Source organism: Caballeronia sp. S22 (assembly GCF_964261745.1).
Lineage (GTDB): Bacteria > Pseudomonadota > Gammaproteobacteria > Burkholderiales > Burkholderiaceae > Caballeronia > Caballeronia jiangsuensis.
Map to the genome: position 1 here is coordinate 188723 of NZ_OZ180038.1, position 20314 is coordinate 209036.

At 62.3% G+C, this 20314-nt stretch carries 19 protein-coding genes; 5 read left to right on the plus strand and 14 right to left on the minus strand.

Features of this window, described 5'->3' with window-relative positions:
* Positions 1-11: 11 nt before the first annotated feature.
* From ACEN42_RS27500 to ACEN42_RS27510, 3 genes are all read right to left on the minus strand, one after another.
* Entirely contained in the window at positions 12-899 is an 888-nt protein-coding gene (locus ACEN42_RS27500) for an ABC transporter permease (RefSeq protein ID WP_371883708.1), read from the minus strand.
* Positions 896-2182, minus strand: coding sequence for a glycine betaine/L-proline ABC transporter ATP-binding protein (locus ACEN42_RS27505; protein WP_238211391.1), 1287 nt, complete (start codon positions 2180-2182; stop codon positions 896-898). The genes ACEN42_RS27500 and ACEN42_RS27505 overlap by 4 nt, the downstream gene beginning before the upstream one ends.
* 383 nt (positions 2183-2565) lie before the next feature.
* Positions 2566-4320: a cytochrome c biogenesis protein DipZ gene (locus ACEN42_RS27510; protein WP_371883709.1), complete on the minus strand. Its 1755-nt coding sequence runs from the start codon at positions 4318-4320 to the stop codon at positions 2566-2568.
* Positions 4321-4562: 242 nt separating this feature from the next.
* Here ACEN42_RS27510 and ACEN42_RS27515 point away from each other — a divergent pair, with 242 nt between their 5' ends.
* Complete coding sequence (locus tag ACEN42_RS27515) at positions 4563-5126, plus strand: thioredoxin family protein (protein ID WP_371883710.1); 564 nt, start codon at positions 4563-4565, stop codon at positions 5124-5126.
* A gap of 53 nt (positions 5127-5179) precedes the next feature.
* On the opposite strand, the gene ACEN42_RS27520 is transcribed toward ACEN42_RS27515, so the two are convergent.
* Positions 5180-6139 carry a bile acid:sodium symporter family protein gene (locus ACEN42_RS27520; protein ID WP_371883711.1) on the minus strand — a complete coding sequence of 320 codons (960 nt, stop codon included), beginning with the start codon at positions 6137-6139 and terminating at the stop codon, positions 5180-5182.
* Between the two features lie 312 nt (positions 6140-6451).
* On the opposite strand from ACEN42_RS27520, the gene ACEN42_RS27525 reads away from it, so the two are divergent.
* On the plus strand, positions 6452-6961 hold the full coding sequence (locus ACEN42_RS27525) for a DUF6622 family protein (protein ID WP_371883712.1): 510 nt from the start codon (positions 6452-6454) through the stop codon (positions 6959-6961).
* Positions 6962-7084: 123 nt separating this feature from the next.
* Positions 7085-7879 (plus strand): DUF899 domain-containing protein, encoded by a 795-nt coding sequence (locus tag ACEN42_RS27530; protein ID WP_371883713.1) that lies wholly within the window; start codon positions 7085-7087, stop codon positions 7877-7879.
* Between the two features lie 2 nt (positions 7880-7881).
* Here ACEN42_RS27530 and ACEN42_RS27535 read toward each other — a convergent pair whose 3' ends face one another.
* From ACEN42_RS27535 to ACEN42_RS27565, 7 genes are all read right to left on the minus strand, one after another.
* The gene (locus tag ACEN42_RS27535) at positions 7882-8736 is read right to left on the minus strand and encodes an alpha/beta fold hydrolase (RefSeq protein WP_371883714.1); all 855 of its coding nucleotides are present in this window, start codon (positions 8734-8736) and stop codon (positions 7882-7884) included.
* A 13-nt stretch (positions 8737-8749) separates the two neighbouring features.
* Positions 8750-10471, minus strand: a complete 1722-nt coding sequence (poxB, locus tag ACEN42_RS27540) for a ubiquinone-dependent pyruvate dehydrogenase (RefSeq protein WP_187604218.1) — start codon at positions 10469-10471, stop codon at positions 8750-8752.
* A 423-nt stretch (positions 10472-10894) separates the two neighbouring features.
* Entirely contained in the window at positions 10895-11692 is a 798-nt protein-coding gene (locus ACEN42_RS27545) for a transporter substrate-binding domain-containing protein (RefSeq protein WP_371883715.1), read from the minus strand.
* Between the two features lie 58 nt (positions 11693-11750).
* Positions 11751-12479 carry an amino acid ABC transporter ATP-binding protein gene (locus ACEN42_RS27550; protein ID WP_061117075.1) on the minus strand — a complete coding sequence of 243 codons (729 nt, stop codon included), beginning with the start codon at positions 12477-12479 and terminating at the stop codon, positions 11751-11753.
* Positions 12463-13116: an amino acid ABC transporter permease gene (locus tag ACEN42_RS27555; RefSeq protein ID WP_371883716.1), complete on the minus strand. Its 654-nt coding sequence runs from the start codon at positions 13114-13116 to the stop codon at positions 12463-12465. The genes ACEN42_RS27550 and ACEN42_RS27555 overlap by 17 nt, the downstream gene beginning before the upstream one ends.
* Positions 13113-13859 (minus strand): amino acid ABC transporter permease, encoded by a 747-nt coding sequence (locus tag ACEN42_RS27560; protein ID WP_371883717.1) that lies wholly within the window; start codon positions 13857-13859, stop codon positions 13113-13115. The genes ACEN42_RS27555 and ACEN42_RS27560 overlap by 4 nt, the downstream gene beginning before the upstream one ends.
* A gap of 103 nt (positions 13860-13962) precedes the next feature.
* Positions 13963-14808, minus strand: a complete 846-nt coding sequence (locus ACEN42_RS27565; protein WP_371883718.1) for an NAD-dependent epimerase/dehydratase family protein — start codon at positions 14806-14808, stop codon at positions 13963-13965.
* A 144-nt stretch (positions 14809-14952) separates the two neighbouring features.
* Here ACEN42_RS27565 and ACEN42_RS27570 point away from each other — a divergent pair, with 144 nt between their 5' ends.
* Complete coding sequence (locus ACEN42_RS27570; RefSeq protein WP_371883719.1) at positions 14953-15729, plus strand: FadR/GntR family transcriptional regulator; 777 nt, start codon at positions 14953-14955, stop codon at positions 15727-15729.
* A 52-nt stretch (positions 15730-15781) separates the two neighbouring features.
* On the opposite strand, the gene ACEN42_RS27575 is transcribed toward ACEN42_RS27570, so the two are convergent.
* The 3 genes from ACEN42_RS27575 to ACEN42_RS27585 all read right to left on the minus strand — a co-directional run bounded on the left by ACEN42_RS27575 (position 15782) and on the right by ACEN42_RS27585 (position 19105).
* On the minus strand, positions 15782-17128 hold the full coding sequence (locus tag ACEN42_RS27575; protein WP_035499767.1) for an MFS transporter: 1347 nt from the start codon (positions 17126-17128) through the stop codon (positions 15782-15784).
* A 232-nt stretch (positions 17129-17360) separates the two neighbouring features.
* On the minus strand, positions 17361-18278 hold the full coding sequence (locus ACEN42_RS27580; RefSeq protein ID WP_371883720.1) for an SMP-30/gluconolactonase/LRE family protein: 918 nt from the start codon (positions 18276-18278) through the stop codon (positions 17361-17363).
* The gene (locus tag ACEN42_RS27585; RefSeq protein WP_371883721.1) at positions 18275-19105 is read right to left on the minus strand and encodes an NAD-dependent epimerase/dehydratase family protein; all 831 of its coding nucleotides are present in this window, start codon (positions 19103-19105) and stop codon (positions 18275-18277) included. The genes ACEN42_RS27580 and ACEN42_RS27585 overlap by 4 nt, the downstream gene beginning before the upstream one ends.
* 198 nt (positions 19106-19303) lie before the next feature.
* Between ACEN42_RS27585 and ACEN42_RS27590 the strand changes: the two genes are divergently transcribed.
* The gene (locus ACEN42_RS27590) at positions 19304-20293 is read left to right on the plus strand and encodes a LacI family DNA-binding transcriptional regulator (RefSeq protein WP_187604208.1); all 990 of its coding nucleotides are present in this window, start codon (positions 19304-19306) and stop codon (positions 20291-20293) included.
* The last annotated feature ends 21 nt before the right edge of the window (positions 20294-20314 follow it).

Consider the following 20314-nt stretch of genomic DNA (forward strand, 5'->3'; position numbering starts at 1 on the left):
CGCTGTGTTGCTCAGGTTTGAGCAGTGTTTGCGGCAGGAGCAGGCTTGACTGGCGTGGAGACGACCTTCTTTTTCTTCTTCGACTTCACGCCGAAACTCTCCGTCAGCCGATCGAGAATGATCGCGAGCAGCACCACGCCGAGGCCGCCTTCGAAGCCGATGCCGATATCGAGCCGCTGAATGCCGCTCAGCACGTATTCGCCGAGCCCGCCCGCACCGATCATCGATGCGACCACCACCATCGACAGCGCCATCATGATCGTCTGGTTCACGCCCGCCATGATCGAAGGCAATGCATTCGGCAACTGAATCTTCCAGAGCAGTTGCGCATCCGTGCTGCCGAACGACCGGCCCGCTTCGAGCAATTCCTCACGCACCTGGCGAATGCCGAGCGTCGTGAGGCGCACGACCGGCGGCATGGCGAAGACGATCGTCGCGATCACCGCGGGGACGCGTCCGAGACCGAACAGAATCACCGCGGGAATCAGATAGACGAACGCGGGCATCGTCTGCATGAAATCGAGCAGCGAACGCAGCACGACTTCCACACGCCGGTTGCGCGCACCCCAGATGCCGAGCGGCACGCCGATCACGAGACTGAAGAAGGTCGCCGCGACGACGAGCGCGAGTGTCGAAGTAGTCTGCGCCCAGAGGCCCATGTAGTTGATCACATAGAGCGCCGCGCCGACGAACACCGCGAACACGACACCTCTTCTCCACAGCGCGAGCGCCATGAGAATCACGAGCATCACGATGAACGGCACCGCGCCCAGACCATCTTCGAGCAGCGTGATGACTGCGCCGAGCGCGGCCGAGAATGCGTCGAAACCGCCGCGAAAGTGCGAGAAAAGAAAGTTGACTGCGTCTTCGGCGACCTTTCCAAATATCGAGGAATTCATGCTGCTCTCCGCTCCATGACCTGCTTGAGAATCGTGCGGCAGGACACGACGCCCGCGAGTCTGCCCTGTTCGTCGGTGACCGGCACGTCGTGCTCCTGGCCGAGCGCAATGGTCGCGAGTTGATGCAGATCGGCTGTCAGCGGGACCGCCGCGACATCGCGAAGCAAAGCGTCGCTGATCGGCCGGTTGCCGTTCTTGTGCAGCGATGCAGGCGTCACGCAGCCCTGATAGCGCCCTGCCTCGTCGCAGACGTAGCCGCATTCGGCGCCGCTGTCGATCAGGCCGTTCAGATAGCGCTCCGACGGCGCGCTCGTGTTGCACGCGATGAGACCGCGCTCGACCTTCGTCATCAGGCTCGATGCTTCGAGAAAGCGCGATACGTCGACATTGCGGAAGAAGTCGCGCACGTAATCGTCGGCGGGCGACTGGATGAGTTCTGCCGGCGTGCCCACCTGAATCAGGCGGCCGTCTTTCATGATGCCGATGCGCCCGCCGATCTTCACCGCTTCTTCGATATCGTGCGAGATGAACACGATCGTGCGCTGTTCTTCCTTCTGCAGGCGCAAGAGTTCGTTCTGCATCTCGAAGCGGATGAGCGGATCGAGTGCGGAGAACGCTTCGTCCATCAGCAGCACGGAAGGATTCACCGCCAGCGCGCGAGCGAGACCGACGCGCTGCTGCATGCCGCCCGACAGTTCGCTCGGCAACAGCTTCTCGTAGGAAGCGAGACCCACGCGCGTCAGTGCGGCGCGTGCGACTTCATAACGATCCGCCTTCTTCTTGCCCGCGACTTCGAGGCCATAAGCAATGTTGTCGATGACCGAGCGATTCGGCAGCAGCGCAAAAGACTGGAACACCATCGCCATTTTTTCGCGGCGCACGGCGCGCAGTTCGGGCGTGCTCATCGGCGCGATGTCGCGGCCTTCGAGAATCACTTGTCCCGAGGTCGGTTCGATGAGGCGGTTGAGCAGACGCACGAGCGTCGATTTGCCCGAGCCGGAAAGACCCATGATGACGAAGATCTCGCCCGCGTTGACGGCGAGGCTCACATCGTCGACAGCGACCATGTTGCCGGTCTGCGCGAAGATTTCGTTGCGGCCGAGTCCCTGGTTCAATAACGCCTGAGCGCGCTCCGGTTTCGCGCCGAAGATCTTCGAGAGGTTTTTGACCGTGAGGATCTCGGTCTGGGACGCCGCAACCGATCGGGCCGGCGATACGGTTCCCGACTGCGAGGGAGCCGGATTCGTGACGTCGTTCGGTGCGAGAGTCAGGTTGGGAATCATCGGTTCAGTCACCTGGCAAGTTCGAGAAAGGGATTTGTCTGCCGGAACATCTCGGCGTTCTTTGCGTTGAATGAAGCGTACATGGCCAATTTCGATCACCCACCGACATTTTCTGAGCACTTTCCGATACTTCTGGTAATGCATGCGGGCAGTGCAGAAACTGCCTGAGCATGGTGCGGCGCTGCGCGTGGGCCGCGGAACCAGAGCCGGCGCGGCTTTGCGGCGACAGGGTGTGCGCGTGGACGAAGCGCGCCACGCGATCTTTCAAAAGAGACGCTAGGGAATGCACCTAGCCGGAGCCGTCCGGATGACTTTTTCTCGTGGTAAAGACGAAAAAACGCCGCGCATCGGCGCGGCGTCGAAGAAGAAAGTCGGCAAGCGAGTTAGCCGAAAGTGAAGCTATACGCTTGTGCGCCAGAATCGAGAAATTCGATTTCGAAAGTGCGATCGACGACCGCGCCCGTCTGACGCACGAGCTGATAAAGACGCGCGTTCGTCACGACACCGCTGCCATCGGCGGCGATATCCGCGCCGTGTGACGCGCCCGGCGCTGCGCCATCGATCGTCACGCGAAAGCGTACCGGCTTGCCATCCGGCGATGGCCCGAGCACGAGATGCAGATCGCGCGCGTGAAAGCGATACGCGATGCGCGCTTGCGGCGCGGCCGGCACCGCCGCCTCTGCGCCGACGTTCCACTTTCCATCGAGCGCCCAGTCGTTGAGCGAGAGTCGCGCGGGCAGCGTGTAGGTTTCGATGGCATCGGGCATCACGCGTTGCGGCGACGCGAAGCCTTGCGCCTGTCTGTAGCCCACATAGGTTTCATCCGAACCGATGTCCGCGGGATCGGCCGCCGCTTGCGCGCCGCTGCCCTGCACGCTTTGCGCATCGCGGGCGGTCATCGTCGCGCCGTTATCGGCGAGCAACTGGCGAATCGCGTTCTCCGCCTCGCCATATCCGCCTTCGCCGAAGTGATGAAAGCGCACGCGCCCTTGTGCATCGACGATATAGAACGCCGGCCAGTACTGATTGCCGAACGCACGCCAGATGCCGTAGTCGTTATCGACGGCAACGGGGTACTTGATGTTCAGATTCGCAAGCGCGCGCTTCACGTTTGCCGTGTCGCGCTCGAAACCGAACTCGGGCGTATGCACGCCGACCACGACGAGCCCGTCATCGCCATAACGTTGCGCCCACGTCTTGAGATACGGCAGCGTGCGCAGACAGTTGATGCACGAATACGTCCAGAAGTTGACGACTACGACCTTGCCGCGCAATGCATCGGCGGAAAGCGGCGCGGAATTGAGCCAGGTCGTCGCGCCGTCGAGCGATGGCAACTTGCCCTGAACCGGCAGCGCGGCCGTCGTCGATACGCGCAGGAGGCGCGCGCCCTGTCGTGCATCGTGCGATGTCTGTTTCGCCTTCAGCACGCCGACGAGCTTGCTCTCGATGCCGTTCGTCGGCGCGCCGGGGATATGCGCGAGCACGCGCGTGTCGAGGCCCGTCGCTATCGCGGCCACGGTCAATACGACGAGCGCGCCCGTTGCACGGCGCAGATGCTCGCCCACGCCGAACGAACGCTTGAGCGTGTCCAGCGCGCGCTTGCCGAGGCTCGATGCGACCGCGAGCGAACTCGCCGCGCCGATGCCATACGCGGCGAGCGCCGCAGCCGTGTGCCAGTTCGCGCCATGCAAGGCCGCGCTCGTGAGAATGACGCCGAGGATCGGCCCCGCGCACGGCGCCCACAGCAGCCCGGTCGCCGCGCCCAGCAGCATCGACGAAGCGATGCGGCGCGTCGTGCCCTGCGTCTGCGAACGCGCGACGATGCGGTCCGCGAGCGCCGATAACGGACGCGTGAGCCGCTCGGCAATCGACGGAAACAGCAGCGCCGCGCCGAACAGCCCGAGCGTGCCAAGCGCGATCCAGCGGCCGTATTCGTTCAATTGGGCGGCGCCTGCGAGACCCGCGACGCCGATGCCGGTCACGAGCGCGAACGTGCCCGCGAGCCCGATGAGAAGCGGCAGGCGGTCGGTGACGAAGGGCCTGTCCGAGCGCGCGAACACGAACGGCACGACCGGCAGGATGCAGGGGCTCAGCACGGTGAACACGCCGCCGAAGAATGCGATGACGATGAGTGACATGAGATCGGTGTTCCGTGGAAATCGGTTGGACGGACCGGCATCGAACGCCGGGGAAACGGCACATCAGGCCATGTGACGTATTTCAGCGCCTTCATGTATCGCGGGAATTTCAGAAACGGCCCGCCGTGCAACGCCATGTATCGGCCGCGCCGCTGGATACATGGCGATACAAACGGGACACGCGCCCGATACATCCGCGCGCTTCAATACGCTTTACCGCCAAACCGAAAGGAGAATCCGCCATGTTTGCCCGACTCAAGATCGCCGCCGTCGGCACTGCCATGATCGCAGCGCTCGGCGCCGTCGCGGCGCTCACCGCTTTTTCATCGACCGACTCCGCGGCCGGCATGAAAGCGATGCAGCAGACCGGCGCGCAAGCCCCTGATTTCGCCGGCATAGATAACTGGATCAACAGCGCGCCACTCGATCTCGCGCAGTTGCGCGGCAAGGTCGTGCTCGTGGACTTCTGGACCTTCGATTGCATCAACTGCGCGCATACGCTGCCGCATGTGAAGGACTGGTACGCGCGCTATCGGGATAAAGGACTTGTCGTGGTCGGCGTGCATACGCCCGAATACTCGTTCGAGCGCGACACCGGCAATCTGAAGAAAGCTATCGCGGGATATGGAATCGAATATCCGGTCGCGCAGGACAATCGATACGCAACGTGGAATGCGTATAACAACCAGTACTGGCCCGCGCTCTATCTGATCGATCAGAACGGGAAGATCGTGTACACGCATTTCGGCGAAGGACGCTATGCGCAGACTGAGGAAACGATTCGCGGGCTGCTCGGAGTGAAATGAAAAAAACGCGCCGGCATGGGCGCGTTTTCTCTAACTCGATTAAGTGCGAACGCTCAACTCTGCCGCGCGACGACACCTTGTGCATCGGTATCGCGCGTCGAGCCTTTCGCCGGGCGTCCTGCCCAATAGCCCGCGAGCATCGATCCCGACAAGTTGTGCCACACCGAGAACAGCGCGCCGGGCAAGGCCGCGATCGGCGTGAAATAGAGCTTGCCGAGCGTCGCTGCGAGGCCCGAGTTCTGCATGCCGACTTCGATCGCGAGTGTGCGGCAGACGGCTTCGTCGAAGCCGAGCAGACGGCCGCCCCAGTAGCCGCCCAGAAGACCGATGCCGTTGTGCAGCACCACGCCCACCGCGACGACCATGCCCACCGATGCGATGCTCTTCTGCGTGCCGCCGACGACCGCCGCGATGATCAGCAGGATCGACACCATCGACACGAGCGGAAGAACCCATTCGATCTTGCGCACGAGCTTGCCGAACAGATGATTCACGACGAGGCCGATGACGATCGGCAACGCGACGATCTGGACGATGCTCATCAGCATGCCGTGCACATCGACGGCAATCGATGCATCGACATAAAGACGCGTGAGCAGCGGCGTCGCGAACACGCCGACAAGCGTCGACAACGCGCTGATCGTGACGGACAGCGCTACATCGCCACGCGCGAGATAGATCATCACGTTCGAAGCGGTGCCGCTCGCGACGCTGCCGACGAGCACCATGCCCGCCGTCAGATCGGGCGGCATGCGCAGCGCTTTCGCGATCGCCCATGCGGCGAGCGGCATCACGAGGTAATGCAGGACGATGCCCGCGATGACCGGCGCGGGCCGTGTGAACACGCGCCTGAAATCGTCGATGGAGAGCGTGACGCCCATCGACAGCATGATGACCGTCAGAAGCGTCGTGACGTGCGGCGCGATGCCCGTCACGGAAGAAGGCGCGCTATAGGCTGCGACGGAAACCAGCACGGCCCAGAGCGGGAAAAGGCGGGTGATGCGGGCAAGCATGAAAACAATCCTCGAATGTCGTTGCGTAGCGTGTGTGGTTCAGCGAAAGCGGCGGTGCGCGGGATGACCGGACGGACGCAGACGGAAGGAAGTTTGCCTTCGTGAGGCGGGGGCGGCCCGCAATGCCGTCGATGCGCGGGTCACACGCATCTTCGGCCGAACGGCGGGCAGGCCGCATTTTACCCGGCGCGCGCCCGGTCTTCGGGGTCCGCTTAATACACGCGATGCAATCGCCCGGTTCGTTCGACTCATTCGCAGCTAATTCTCCGGCGGCATCATGCGCATCAAACAACCGGTCTGAAGGAGATGAACATGACACCAATCGCCATCATTCAAGGCACGCCGACATGGGTCTGGGTGCTGCTCGCATTCCTGCTGTATCGCGGCGTCAAGGCAATGCAGGCCAGCACCACGCCGCTTTCGAAACTCGCGATCATCCCGCTGGTTTTTGCGGGCATGGGCATCGCGCATCTGATTTCGTCGCCGCTCACGGGCGTGGCCGCTGTCGCCGCGTGGATTCTTACGCTCGGCGTGGGCGTCATGGCCGGCGTGTTCAACGCGAGCCGGAGCCGCTTCATCGTCGATCCGATCGCTCGCACCGTGATGCTGCCGGGTTCGTTCGTGCCCTTGCTGCTGATCGCCGCCACGTTCATCGCGAAGTTCTGGCTCGGCTTCGAGATGGCGACCGTGACGAATCTGTCGGCACTCGTGACGTATGGCGTGATCGATGCTGCTGTGTCGGGTGTCGTCGCGGGCATGTTCGCCGGACGCTTCTTCACGTACTGGAAAACGATGCACGCGCTGCGCGCCTCGTGGGCCTGATTGGTCTGCGCGCAACCTCCGGAAAATGCCGTCACACTTGTTACTCCCCGTCAGCCGCATTCGGGTGCAGACTGGTTCACGGCGAACAACGAGCAAGAGTTCAACTCAGGAGGTTGCAAAGCCATGACTACATCAGACGAAAAAGGAACGACAAGCGAACGGACTGAGATGCGCACGCCGCCCGTCGTGTCGGAACAAGCGTGGGAAGCGGCGCGTCAGCAGTTGCTCGTGAAGGAAAAGGCCCACACGCGCGCCCGCGACGCGCTCGCCGCCGAGCGTCGCCGCATGCCGTGGATGGCCGTGAAGACGGACTATGTGTTCGAAGGCCCCGACGGCAAGATCGGCTTTCTCGATCTGTTCAACGGAAGGCGCCAGTTGATCGTCTATCGCGCGTTCTACGAGCCCGGCGTGTTCGGCTGGCCCGAGCATGCGTGCCGGGGCTGTTCGCTGGTCGCCGATCAGGTCGCTCATGTTGCGCATCTGAATGCACGCGACACCACGCTCGTTTTCGTATCGCGTGCGCCGCAGCAGGACATCGCGCGACTGAAGCAACGCATGGGCTGGAACATTCCGTGGTTCACGCTGACGGATCGTTTCGATGCCGACTTCGGCGTCGACGAATGGCACGGCACGAACGTGTTCTTCCGCGATAACGATCAGGTCTTCCGCACGTATTTCCTCAACAACCGCGGCGACGAGCAAATGGGCAATACCTGGAACTATCTCGACATCACGCCGCTTGGACGTCAAGAGTTATGGGAAGATTCGCCCGAAGGCTATCCGCAGACGCAGACGTACAAGTGGTGGAACTGGCACGATAGTTATGTCGACGATGCACCGCCCGACCGGAAATGGGTAGAAATATCCGACGCGGGCGAAGCGGCATTTCGCGCCGAGAGCGCCAAAAACAAGGGGTGAAGTTAAGGGCGGTGGGTCTGCATGAACGTCAGCCATTCGCCGACGATAACCTCGGGCGCGTCTTCCTGCATCAGATGTCCTGATCCGGGCACACGCGTGAAGCGCGCCTGCGGAATCATCGACGCGAGTTCGACACCGCGCTCGACAGGTATCCACTCGTCTTCCTCACCCCATAGAATCGACACGGGACAGGTCAATTCGCCATAGCGCGATTGCACTTCATCGGTATAGCGCTGATCCATCTGTGCAATCTGTCGATAAAACGCGGCCTGTCCTTTCTCGCCCGTCCAAGGCCGCGTATAGATTCGCAATGTCTCTTCCGATAACTTTCGATACGCCGCGCCTTGCAGATACGCATCGAGCATCGCGTGATGCATGTACGGCGGCACGCCTGCGAACGCGGCTTCATGTTGACGCACATGACGCACGAACGGCGATCCCCAAGGCGCCACGGCAACCGGATCGACGAGCATCAGCGAACGATAGGCGCAGCCGTTCAGCAATGCCGCCCTGAGCGACGTCGCGCCGCCGAAGTCGTGCGCGAGCACGTCGGGCAATGCGCCGTTCCAGTCGGCGCGCCAATGGGCAATCAGCGCCGCGAGCACGCGGTTCTGCACGCCGAGCGAAACATCCTGATCGTCGCGCATTTCCGAAGCGCCATAGCCCAGCAGATCGAAGTAATGCACGCGCCGCGAACGGGCCGCAATCGGCGCGATACGCCGCCATACCTGCGAAGAAAACGGCGTACCGTGCACCAGCACGAGCGGCGCACCCTCGCCGATCACGCCGTAGCGCACGGTTTGCCCTTCGAAGTCGAACACATGATCGAGCGGCAAGCTGTCTTTCGTTTCGCTCATGGCGCTGTCCCGCTCAACGCAGGTTCGTGCGCGCGAGTTCGACGATTTCATCGCCGCGGCCGCTCAGAATCGCTCGCAACATATAGAGGCTGAAGCCTTTCGCCTGCGATAGCTCGATGGTCGGCGGCATCGCGAGTTCATGCTTCGACGTGACGACATCGACGAGCGCCGGTCCCTTGTGCGCGAATGCTTCCCGCAAGGCGTTTTCCAGTTGCTCCGACTCTTCCACACGCACCGACCAGATGCCCGCGCCCTTCGCGATCTGCGAGAAATCGGTCTTGCTCAGATCGACATTGGTGTCGAGATACCCGCCCGCCTTCAATTCCATCGACACGAAACCGAGCAGGCTGTTGTTGAACACGACGACCTTGATCGGCAATTCGAGCTGCACGGCGGACAGCAGATCGCCGAGCAACATCGAAAGGCCGCCATCGCCCGATAGCGACACCACTTGCCGTTGCGGTTGCGCGGCCTGCACGCCGAGCGCCTGTGGCATCGCGTTGGCCATCGAGCCGTGATTGAACGAGCCGTGCAACTGGCGCTTGCCGTTCATCGTCAGATAGCGCGCGGCCCAGAGCGTCGGCGTGCCGACGTCCACGGTGAAGATCGCGTCTTCGGTGGCGATTTCATCGACGAGCTTCGTGAGGTATTGCGGATGGATCGGACGTCCCGGCGCGGACGGCGTCGCGAGATCGTCGAGGTCCTTGCGCGCGGTCGCATAGTGCTTGAGCGCGTTCTCCAGAAAGCGCCGCTCGTCCTTGCGCTGAAGCTTGGGCAAGAGCGCCGCCAAAGTTTCCTTGATCGTGCCGACGAGCCCCATTTCCAGCGACGCGCGACGACCCAGTTGCGAGCCGCGCCAGTCGATCTGCACGATCTTCGCCTGCGGCGGATAGAACGGGCGATACGGAAAATCGCAGCCGAGCAGGAGCAGCGTGTCGCAGGACATCATCGCGTGATAGCCCGAACTGAAACCGATGAGCCCCGTCATGCCGACATCGAACGGATTGTCGTACTCGATGAACTGCTTGCCGCGCAGCGCATGCACGATGGGCGCGCCGAGCGTATCGGCAAGCGCGACGACTTCGTCATGCGAGCCGGCGACGCCGCTGCCGCACATGATCGTCACCGCTTCGCAGCCGTTCAGAAGGTCGGCGAGTCTGCCGAGGTCCACATCGGCCGGCACGATCGCGCCCGGCGCGCTCGCGGTCCAGCGCGGTTCCACGCTCGGACCCTCGCTCAATGCGACATCGCCCGGCAACACGATGACCGCGACGCCGCGCTGATCGAGCGCCGCGCGCATCGCACGCTCGAGCACGCGTGGAAACTGCGATGCATTCGACACCAGTTCCACGAAGTGACTGCATTCCTTGAACAACTCCTGCGGATGCGTTTCCTGGAAGTAGCCCAGCCCGATCTCGGTCGACGGGATATGCGCGGCGATGGCGAGCACGGGTTGATGATTGCGATGACAGTCGTAGAGCCCGTTGATGAGATGCAGATTGCCCGGCCCGCAACTTCCGGCGCACACGGCGAGCTTGCCCGTGGTGGCAGCATCCGCGCCCGCCGCGAAGGCGGCCGCCTCCTCGTGGCGCGTATGCATCCAGCGGATCGAGCCCACGCGATCGAGGCTGAATGCAAGCCCGTTCAGGCTGTCGCCCGTTACGCCCCAGATGCGTTCCACGCCCGCTGCCGCAAGCGTCTTCGCCAGATAGTCCGCAATCGTGTTCTTTGCCATGATGCTTCCTGTGATGAAGAGAGGGAGTCCAATGAGTGGCGAATCCGCGGCCTGAGCGCGGCCGCGAATTCGGAATGGCTCAATGCATGCAGGATTCAAAACGCAAAGCGAGTGTACGCCGGAGCGCCGCGGCTTGTCTCGAACGGTGCCGACGCCTCATGGCGCAGTGATGCAGCGTGGTGTGCTCAGGGCTTACGGGCACGGCGATAGCGGCATTTCGAATGCATTATTCGCCGACGAATCTTGTATGCCGAATTCAAACGACAAACGGGGCCGAGTCGACCGACTCCGCCCCGCTCTTTGCTCTGATTGTCGGATCGCCCTGCTTCACGCTCAGCCGCTCGATCTGCACGATGAAGCCGATCCGTCGGGCATGTCACGCGGGCGCTCGAAGATTCCGCGTGGCTCGCACCGGATTGAAGTTCAAACGCCCTTGCGCACGGTATCCGGCAAATCGCGCCCGTGGTACTTCTTGTAGATCGTGTTCAGGTTACCGTTCTTCATGTTCGTGCCGACCCAGTTGTTCACCCATTCCTTCAGGCGCGGCTGATCCTTGTTCATCGCGATGCCGAGATCGAAGGTCTTCTGTTCGAACTTCATCTCGATGTTGCGTTGCGGCGCGCGATCCTGCATTTCCTTCAGGTTTGAAGGCGTGCTGGAGAAGATTTCGACCTGTCCCGTGACCATCGACGTGATGAGCGTCGCGTCGTCCTCATAGCGCTGGATCTGCGCGCCCTTCGCCTGTTGCGTCGTGAGCGTGTCGTTCACCGTGGCGCGCGTGAGACCGATAGTCTTGCCGTCGAGGTCCGCGTAATCCTTCACCTTGATCGTCTTCACGCCGCCGACGATGATCGAGATAACCGCGTACGGGTTCGAGAAATCGACCACCTTCGCGCGCTCCGGCGTAACCGACAGCGACGAGATCACGAGGTCCGCGCGCTTTGCCTGCAGCGTCGGAATGCGTGCGGCGTTGGTAATCTGCACGAGTTCGAGCTTCACGCCGAGATCTTTCGCGAGCGCATTTGCGGTATCGACGTCCGATCCCGCGGGCTTCAGATTCTGATCCGCATAGCTGAAGAGCGGCGTGCCGATCGCAATGGCGACGCGCACGACGCCCGCCTTCTTGATGTCGTCGAGCTGATCGGCCATTGCGCTGTGCACCGCGCCTGCCATCATCAAGGTTGCAAGGGCCGCGCGTGCAATGATTGTCTTCGCTTTCAAGTCGAGTCTCCGTCGTTATTGATGTTGCTGGATGCTGCTGGATAAGATGCTGCGAATATCAAAGTCCGTTATCGAGGAATGCGCGCAATTCGGGCGTGCGCGGCGCATCGAGCATGCTGCCGTCGCCCACTTCCCACACCTTGCCCTGATGCATATAGATGATGCGGTCCGCGACGCGCTTGGCGAAGGCCATCTCGTGCGTGACGAGCAGCATCGTCATGCCGTCTGCCGCGAGGTCTTCCATCACGCGCAGCACTTCGCCTGTCAGTTGCGGATCGAGCGCCGACGTCACTTCGTCGAACAGCATCACCTTCGGCGACATCGCGAGCGAGCGCGCAATCGCCACGCGCTGCTGCTGCCCGCCTGACAATTGTTCGGGATACGCGTCGGCCTTCTGTGCGAGTCCAACCTGCTCCAGCACGTTCATCGCGATGCGCCGCGCTTCATCGCTCGACATCTTCTTCACGTGACGCAGCGCGAGCATGATGTTCTCTTCCACGGTCAGGTGCGGAAAGAGGTTATAGCTTTGAAACACGATGCCCACTTCACGGCGCAACAGATGCAGATCGACTTTCGGATCGTCGACGCGAATGCCGCACACTTCGATCTGCCCCTGGTCGATCGTCTCCAGCCTGTCGATGCAGCGCAGTGCCGTGCTCTTGCCCGAGCCGCTCGCGCCGATCACGGCAATCATCTCGCCCTTGTTGACTTCGAAGGACACGCCTTTGAGAACATGATTGGAGCCGAAGCTCTTGTGAATATCGCCGACCTTAACGATTGCTGACATTGAGCTTGTTCTCCATCGATTGGCTCCAGCGCGAAAGCGGATAGCACAGGACGAAATAGAAAGCGCCGACCAGTCCGAAGATGAGGAACGGCTGGAAGATCGAGTTGTTGATGATCTGCCCCGCGCGCGTCAGTTCGACGAACCCGATCACCGAAGCGAGCGATGTCATCTTGATGAGCTGCACGAGAAAGCCGACGGTCGGCGGCAACGCGAGTCGCATCGCCTGCGGGATGATCACGAGGCGCAGCGTCTGCCAGCGCGTGAGCGACAGACACTCCGACGCTTCCCATTGCGGCTTCGGCATCGCTTCGATGCAGCCGCGCCAGATGTCGCCGAGATATGCGCTCGAATAGACCATCAGCGCGAGGCCGGCCGCGACGAGCGCGGGCACCTGATAGCCATACACCGACAAACCGAAGTACACGATGAAGAGCAGGATCAGCAGCGGAATGCCCTGAATCGCTTCGATATAGACGATCGCGGCGCGCGATAACCAGGCGCGCGGCGAAATGCGCGCGAGCAACACGCAAAAGCCGCCGATACCGCCGAGCACGAACGCGAGCAACGAAAGCACGAGCGTCCAGCCGATCGATTGCACCAGATAAACCAGATGCGATGAGGTGAATCCACCGCTCATGCCGCACCTCCGGGAATGACCGTATCGATACGCTGCGAATCGGGCGGCGTCTTGCCGGCGCGTTTCGCGGCGAGTCGAATCGCGCGGCGCCGCTTGAAGAGATGCTCGCCCACCGCCCACGCGATCAGCTTGATGATCAACGACAGCACGAGATACAGCGCCGCCACCACGATGTATGTTTCGAGCGAGCGGAACGTATCGGACTGCACGGTGTTGGCGACCGCCGTGAGTTCTTCCGCCGAAATCTGCGACGCGATCGCCGAGGCCTGCATCATCAGCAGGAACTGGCTCGTCAGCGCGGGATAGACCTTTTCGATCGACGGTTGCAGCATCACGTGCCAGCCGATGCGCCACTTCGAAAGCCCGAGACACTCGGCCGCTTCGATCTGTCCGCGTGGCACCGATTCCAGACCGGCGCGAATGATCTCGGCCGCGTAGGCGCCGATGTTGATCGTCATCGCGAGCGCGGCGGCCGCAAAGGTCGGCATGCGCAAGCCGATGCTCGCGAGACCGGAGTACAGGAGGAAGATCTGCACGAGGAACGGCGTATTGCGCACGGTCTCGATATAGATGATGCAGATGCGCGTGAGCACCGGCACCTTCGCGCGCTTGGCGAACGCGACGAGCATGCCGAGGATCACGCCGAAGAACACGGCCACACACGTCATCTTGAGCGTGAGCCATGCGCCCAGCAGGAACGTCGGCCAGTACGGCAGCAGCGGTGAAAAATCGAGAGAAAACATGGCGGCAAATGTCCCTGTGATGTCCGGGCGTCGTGCTCAATGCGGCCGGCGCTGGATGTATGACGACATACTACGAATGTCGTGATACTGCATGTTGCATGCATTAAACCGGGTCGAACGGGCCTGTCGTCGTGAACGCGCCGCCTTGCAGCACGGCCACGGCATCGGTCGGCGCGGGCGGCGGCGTCGCCTCGATCTTCTCGCGGAACTGCTCCGACGAGTCGCGTGGCACGAAGCCCAGATGCGCCGCGCAGCGGTTGTCCCACCAGGTGTGCGCATTCGCGGACATGCCGAACACGATCGTATGGCCGACGTCCTTCGTGAAAAGGCTGCGGCGCAAGAGATCGTGAAAGTCGTCGTAGCTCATCCAGCTCGCCATCATGCGGCGGTCCTTCGGCTCGGGAAACACGGAGCCGATGCGGATGCTCACGGTCTCGATGCCGTAGCGGTCGAAATACATCTGCGCCATGTCTTCGCCGAAGGACTTGGACAAGCCGTAGTAACCATCGGGGCGTTTGCGCGCCGTGGCGTCGATTCGTTCGTCCTGCCGATAGAAACCCGTGACGTGATTCGAGCTCGCGAACACGATGCGCCCGACACCCTGCCGGCGGGCTGCTTCGTAGAGGTTGAACACGCCCTTGATGTTGGCTTCGAGAATCTCCTCGAACGGCCGCTCCACCGACACGCCGCCGAGATGGATGATCGCGTCGCAATCGGCGGCGAGCGCGTCGACGGCCTGGCGGTCGGCCAGATCGCAAGGAACGCGTTCCTCGTGAGGCGCCGCATCGTCCGGCAGCACGCCGGGCAAATCGGAGATGCGCACGTGTCGCGCGAATTCGGCGACGCGATGCCGGATCGCCCGCCCGATTCCGCCCGCGGCGCCCGTTAGCAGAAGGCGATCGAATCGCGCGGCGTTACCCGTGGACGGCGTGCTGTTTTGTTGTTCCATCGAACTGTGTCTCCTGAAGGCTGTCGTCGCTAGGGATTACCCGGCACGCGCCTCCTTGTACGTTGTCATATCACCGCATCACGCATATCATCATTTGCCGACCGATTTGTCAATGTGTGTAAAACCCACTCCAACGAGAACGCCGTGACGCTATCGCCCGATCCACATGCCGACACGCACCATCCCTCCTCAACGGATGTATCCATCGCGCTGCCCGGCGCGCGGCGCAGCCTTACCGCGCAACTGGTCGATGCATTGCGCGCGCAAATCGATGCGAAGGAATTGAAGGCCGGCGCTCGCCTCGCGACCGAAGCGGAGATGGTGCAGCGTTTCGGCGTGAGCCGCACTGTCGTGCGTGAGGCGTTATCGCGTTTGCAGGCGGCGGGGTTCGTGGAGACGCGGCACGGCATCGGCACGTTCGTGTGCGAAGCGGGCACGTCGCCGCTATTGCATCTCGATCCCGCCGATGTCGCGGGGTCCATCGATGCATTGGCCATCCTCGAATTGCGGATCAGTCTGGAGACGGAAAGCGCGGGACTCGCAGCGATGCGTTGCAATGCAGCCCGCCTCGCGACGATGCGCTCGGCGCTCGCCGATTTCGCAAAGAGCGTGGGCGCGGCATCGGATACGGTGGCGCCCGATTTGCGGTTTCACATGGAGATCGCGCATGCGACGGGCAACCGCTATTTCGTCGAGATCATGGAGCATCTCGGCACGCGGATGATTCCGCGCACGCGCATCACGGCCACGCCCATTCCGCGCGAACAATACGCCGAGTATCTGATGCGCGTGAATCGCGAGCACGAGCAGATCGCGGACGCCATCGAACGCGGCGACGCGGATTCCGCGCGCACCGCGATGCGTCTGCATTTGATCAATAGCCGGGAAAGGTTGCGGCGGGCGCAGGCAACGTCTGCGTGAAATCGCGGCAAGGACCGCGTAACGAGCGATCCTTCCCGCGGGTACGACGGCTTCAGCGAGCCATGTTCGGCTCTCCATCCTCGATATCGTGCGCGCCCGAAATCGTCTCCATCGACGAATCGTGATGCAGCAGCAGCACGGCCGCCACGCCGACCATGCCCGCCCCTGCAAGGCACAGCAAGCCCGCGCCGAAGCCGCCCGTGCTGTCCTTGATCCAGCCCATCGCATAGGGGCCGAAGAAGCCCGCGAGGTTGCCGAGCGAATTGATCGCCGCGATACCGCCCGCAGCAGCAGCCCCCGACAGGAACGAAGCCGGCAGCGTCCAGATCACAGGCAGGCAGCCGAAGATGCCGAAGCCCGCGATCGACAGCGCGATCATCTTCAACACCGGGTTATCCAGCCCAGCAGAAGCCGCGATGCCGCCCGCCGCCACCATCAGCGCAATCGCAACGTGCCAGCGGCGCTCGAGCTTGCGATCCGAATGCCGGCCCCACAGCACCATGCTGATCACGCCGACGACATAAGGCAATGACGTAACGAAGCCCGTCTGCAGGTTGGTCAGCCCGAACGCCTTGACGATCTGCGGCAGGAAGAAGCTCAGGCCATAGTTGGTCGCATTCGCGCCGAAGTAGATCAACGCGATGGCCAGCACGCGCGGATTGAAAATGGCCTCCTTCACGCTGAACGCATGCACCGACTCACGATGCGCCCGTTCCTGCGCCTGGCGATTCACGAGCCAGTCACGCTCTTCCTTCGCGAGCCAGTGCGCATCGGACGGCCTGTCGGTCAGGTAGAAATACACGACGAACGCAAGCAGGAGCGCGGGAATCGCTTCGATCAGATACAACCATTGCCAGCCCTGCATGCCGTTGATGCCGTCCATCTGCAACAGCGCGCCGGAGATGGGCCCGCCGATCACGGTGGACAGCGGAATCGCCGCCATGAAGTATCCGACCACACGCCCCCGATACTTCGCCGGAAACCACAAGGTCAGCAAAAAGATGATGCCGGGAAAGAAGCCCGCTTCCGCGATGCCGAGCAGAATGCGCAAGCCATAGAACACGTAAGCGTTCGACAGGCCCGTCGCTTGCGCGATGTGCGGAATGTAGGCCATTGCCGCCGCGAGAATGCCCCACGTGAACATGATCCGCGCGATCCAGCGACGCGCGCCGAATCGTTCGAGCAGCAGATTGGACGGCACTTCGAAAAAGAAATAGGCGATAAAGAAAATGCCGGCACCGAAGCCGAACATGCTGGCGGTGAAGCCGAGCGCCTTGTTCATCTGCAACGCCGCGAAGCCGACGTTAACGCGATCGAGATACGCGATGAAGTAACACAAGATCAGGAACGGCACGAGGCGAACCATCACGCGCTTCATGGTGCGAGCTTCAAGGTCCATCTAGGTCTCCTCCGGATAAGAGAATCGGGTAGATCGCTGGTACTTGAGGTACCTGCGGAGACTACTCTTTACGGAGGAACTACAGCATTGGTGTTTGTTCTTGGTATCGGTTCCGAAGCGGTACGTGTCTGTCGATTCGATGCGCGCCAATGCGGTGCATCGAATCGTTTGCGTCCCAAAGTATGCGTAAAAATTGCGAACGGGGCATGCGATTCGCCCCGTTTCGCGACGATCATGCGACCGGTAACAATCCGGCGTAATCCGGTTCCGGTAAGCCTTGCACGCCGGGGTTCATGGCGAACACATAGCCGTCGTCGTCAGTGGCGTTCGTTGCCGGACGAATTGTCGTCACATAGAGCGTCTTCAGATCGGTCCCGCCGAATGCGCACATCGACGGCTTGCTCGCGGGCAGCGCGATCTCGCGATCCAGCTTGCCCTGCGGCGTGAAGCGCAGCAAGCGTCCCGCGTCGTTCGCGCAGGTCCAGTAGCAACCGTCGGCATCGACAGCGGCGCCGTCCGGGCGGCCCGCGTAGTGATGCAGATCGGCGAACACACGCTGCGCGCCGGGCGTGCCCGTATCGGGATCGAAGTCGAATGCCCACACGAGGCGGCGTTGCGGGTGCGAGTCGGACAGATACATCGTTCTGCCATCCGGCGACCACGCGAGACCGTTCTGGGTGATCAAACCATCGACAAGCGGCGCGGAGAGCGTGCCGTGCTCGTCGTAGCGATACAGCGCGCCCGCAGGACTCGCGAGCGACATGTCCTGCACCATCGTTCCGGCCCAGAAGCGCCCTTGCCTGTCGCAGCGGCCATCGTTGAAACGCATGCCCGTAGCGGGAAACGCTGGCGCGGCGAGCTTCACGGCGCGCCCTTCGTTCACCTCGCCGGCACCGGAGAGCGTCACGGCGAACATGCCGCTCTCCATGCCCGCGACGACCCGCCCCGCTTCATCGAACGCAAAGCACGCGACCTGTTCGGCAAACGCCCATTCCGTGCGGCGTGCGCTGTCGACTTCGAGCCGGACGATACGGCGCGCGGGAATATCGGTCCAATACAGCGCGCCCTCTTGCGCGCGCCATACCGGACATTCACCGACCGTCGCACGGCCGCCCGCGTCGAGCCGTTCGGCGCGCACGGATGCGCTCATCGCTTGCGCTCCATCGGCTCGCCCAGCACGAACGCGCCGCCCTGGAAGCGTTGCGCGGGGTCGTCGCGTTCGGCGGTCGGCCCGCTCACCGGAAAGAGCCCGTCGAACTGCGCGGAGCTGTCCTTCGGATTGAAGCCGAGGAAGCCGGCCTTCGCGTTGTCCCACCACTTCACGGGATTGTCCGACGCGCCATACACCACCGCGTGCCCGACGCGATTCGTGAACAGCGAGCAGCGCACGAGTTCGATGAAATCGCGGTAGCTCAGATACGTGACGAGCATGCGCGGATTCTTCGGCTCCTCGAACGACGAACCGATGCGCAGGTTCACCGTCTCGATGGCGAAGCGGTCGAAGTAATAGCGCGACAGCGATTCGCCGAAGCACTTCGTCACGCCGTAGAGACTGTCCGGCCGATGCGGTGCATCCGTATCGATCACCTCGGTGACCGGATGAAAGCCGATTGCATGGTTCGAGCTCGCGAACACGATGCGCTTCACGCCGTAGCGGCGCGCAGCTTCATAGATGTTGTACGTGCCGCGGATATTCGCCTCGATCAGATCGTCGAACGGCGCGTCGATCGAGATGCCGCCGAGATGCACGATTGCATCGACACCTTCGACGAGTTGCATCACCTTCTCGCGGTCCGCGAGATCGACGGCGCTGATTTCTTCGTGGCTCGCCGCATCGTCGAGCGGCGCGATGTCGGAGAGCCGCACGACGTCGGCCCATTGCGCGAGCGCGCCGCGCAACTGACGGCCCAGATTGCCGGCGGCGCCGGTCAAAAGCAGGCGCTTGAACGGTTTGCCCGCTGCGTTTGGCTGATTCATCGAGACTCCTGTCCAATACGTGGTAATGCGTTGAAAGCAAAAATGAAGAAAACGTTTTCGGGACTATAGCGGCGGGGCGGAATGGCCGTCAATCGCCGTCTGGCATTCATAACGCTGCACGCAAAATGCATGATGCACGTCATTGTTTCCCGGTTTTCTGCGACAATCCGTAAACATTGCGAAAACGTTACCTTCCGAATGAAGAAAATTTCCCCGACCATTCGCGACGTCGCCGCCGCAGCGGGCGTGTCCGTCGCGACCGTCTCAAAGTACATCAACGGCGCGCAACGCTTCTCCGCGCCGGTCGAAGCCAAGCTCAAAGAAGCCATCGATACGCTCGGTTACCGGTCGAACCCGCTCGCGCGCTCGATGATCACGGGCAAGACGCGCACCATCGGCCTCACGATCCTCGACATCAGCAACCCGCACTTCACCAACGTCGTGAAGGGCGCGAACCGCATCGCGCTGCGCCACGACTACACGCTGCTGCTCGTCGATATCGACGAGAACCAGGCGCGTGAACGTCCGCTCATCGAAGCCCTCGCGCAGCGCGTCGACGGGCTGCTTGTCAGCTCGCGTCTCGCCGACGAAAACGCGCAATGGATGCTCGATCTCGACAAGCCCGTCGTGCTTCTGCGCAATGCGGAACTGCCGATTCCGAGCGTCGGCATCAACAGCCGCCTCGCTACCTACATGCTCGCGCGCCATCTGCTCGATCTCGGCCATCGCCGCATCGCGTATCTCGGCTTCGAGCATGCGCGCATCAACGATGAACGGATTCGCGGCGCACGCGATTGTCTTGCCGAAGCGGGCCTCGAACTCGACATCTACGAAGCGCACGCGCCGACTGCACTTGCGGGCGAACAGGCGTGCTCGCGCGTGATGCTCGGACCGAAGCGGCCGCAAGCGGTGATCTGCTACAACGACCTCATCGCGCTCGGCTTCATGAAGGAAGCCGCATCGCTCGGCATTCGCGTGCCGAAGGACGTGTCGGTGACCGGCATCGACAACGTTCCTTATGGCGCATACGCCGCGCCTGGCCTCACGACCGTCGACATCCAGAGCGAGAAGATGGGCGAACTGGCGATGCAAAAACTCATCGATGCGCTCGCCGGTCATCCCGACCCCGGCAACTCCATGTTCGAGCCGCGGCTCATCGTGCGTGAATCGACTGCTGCGGCCGCGTGATTCGCGCCGCGCCGCCTGCAA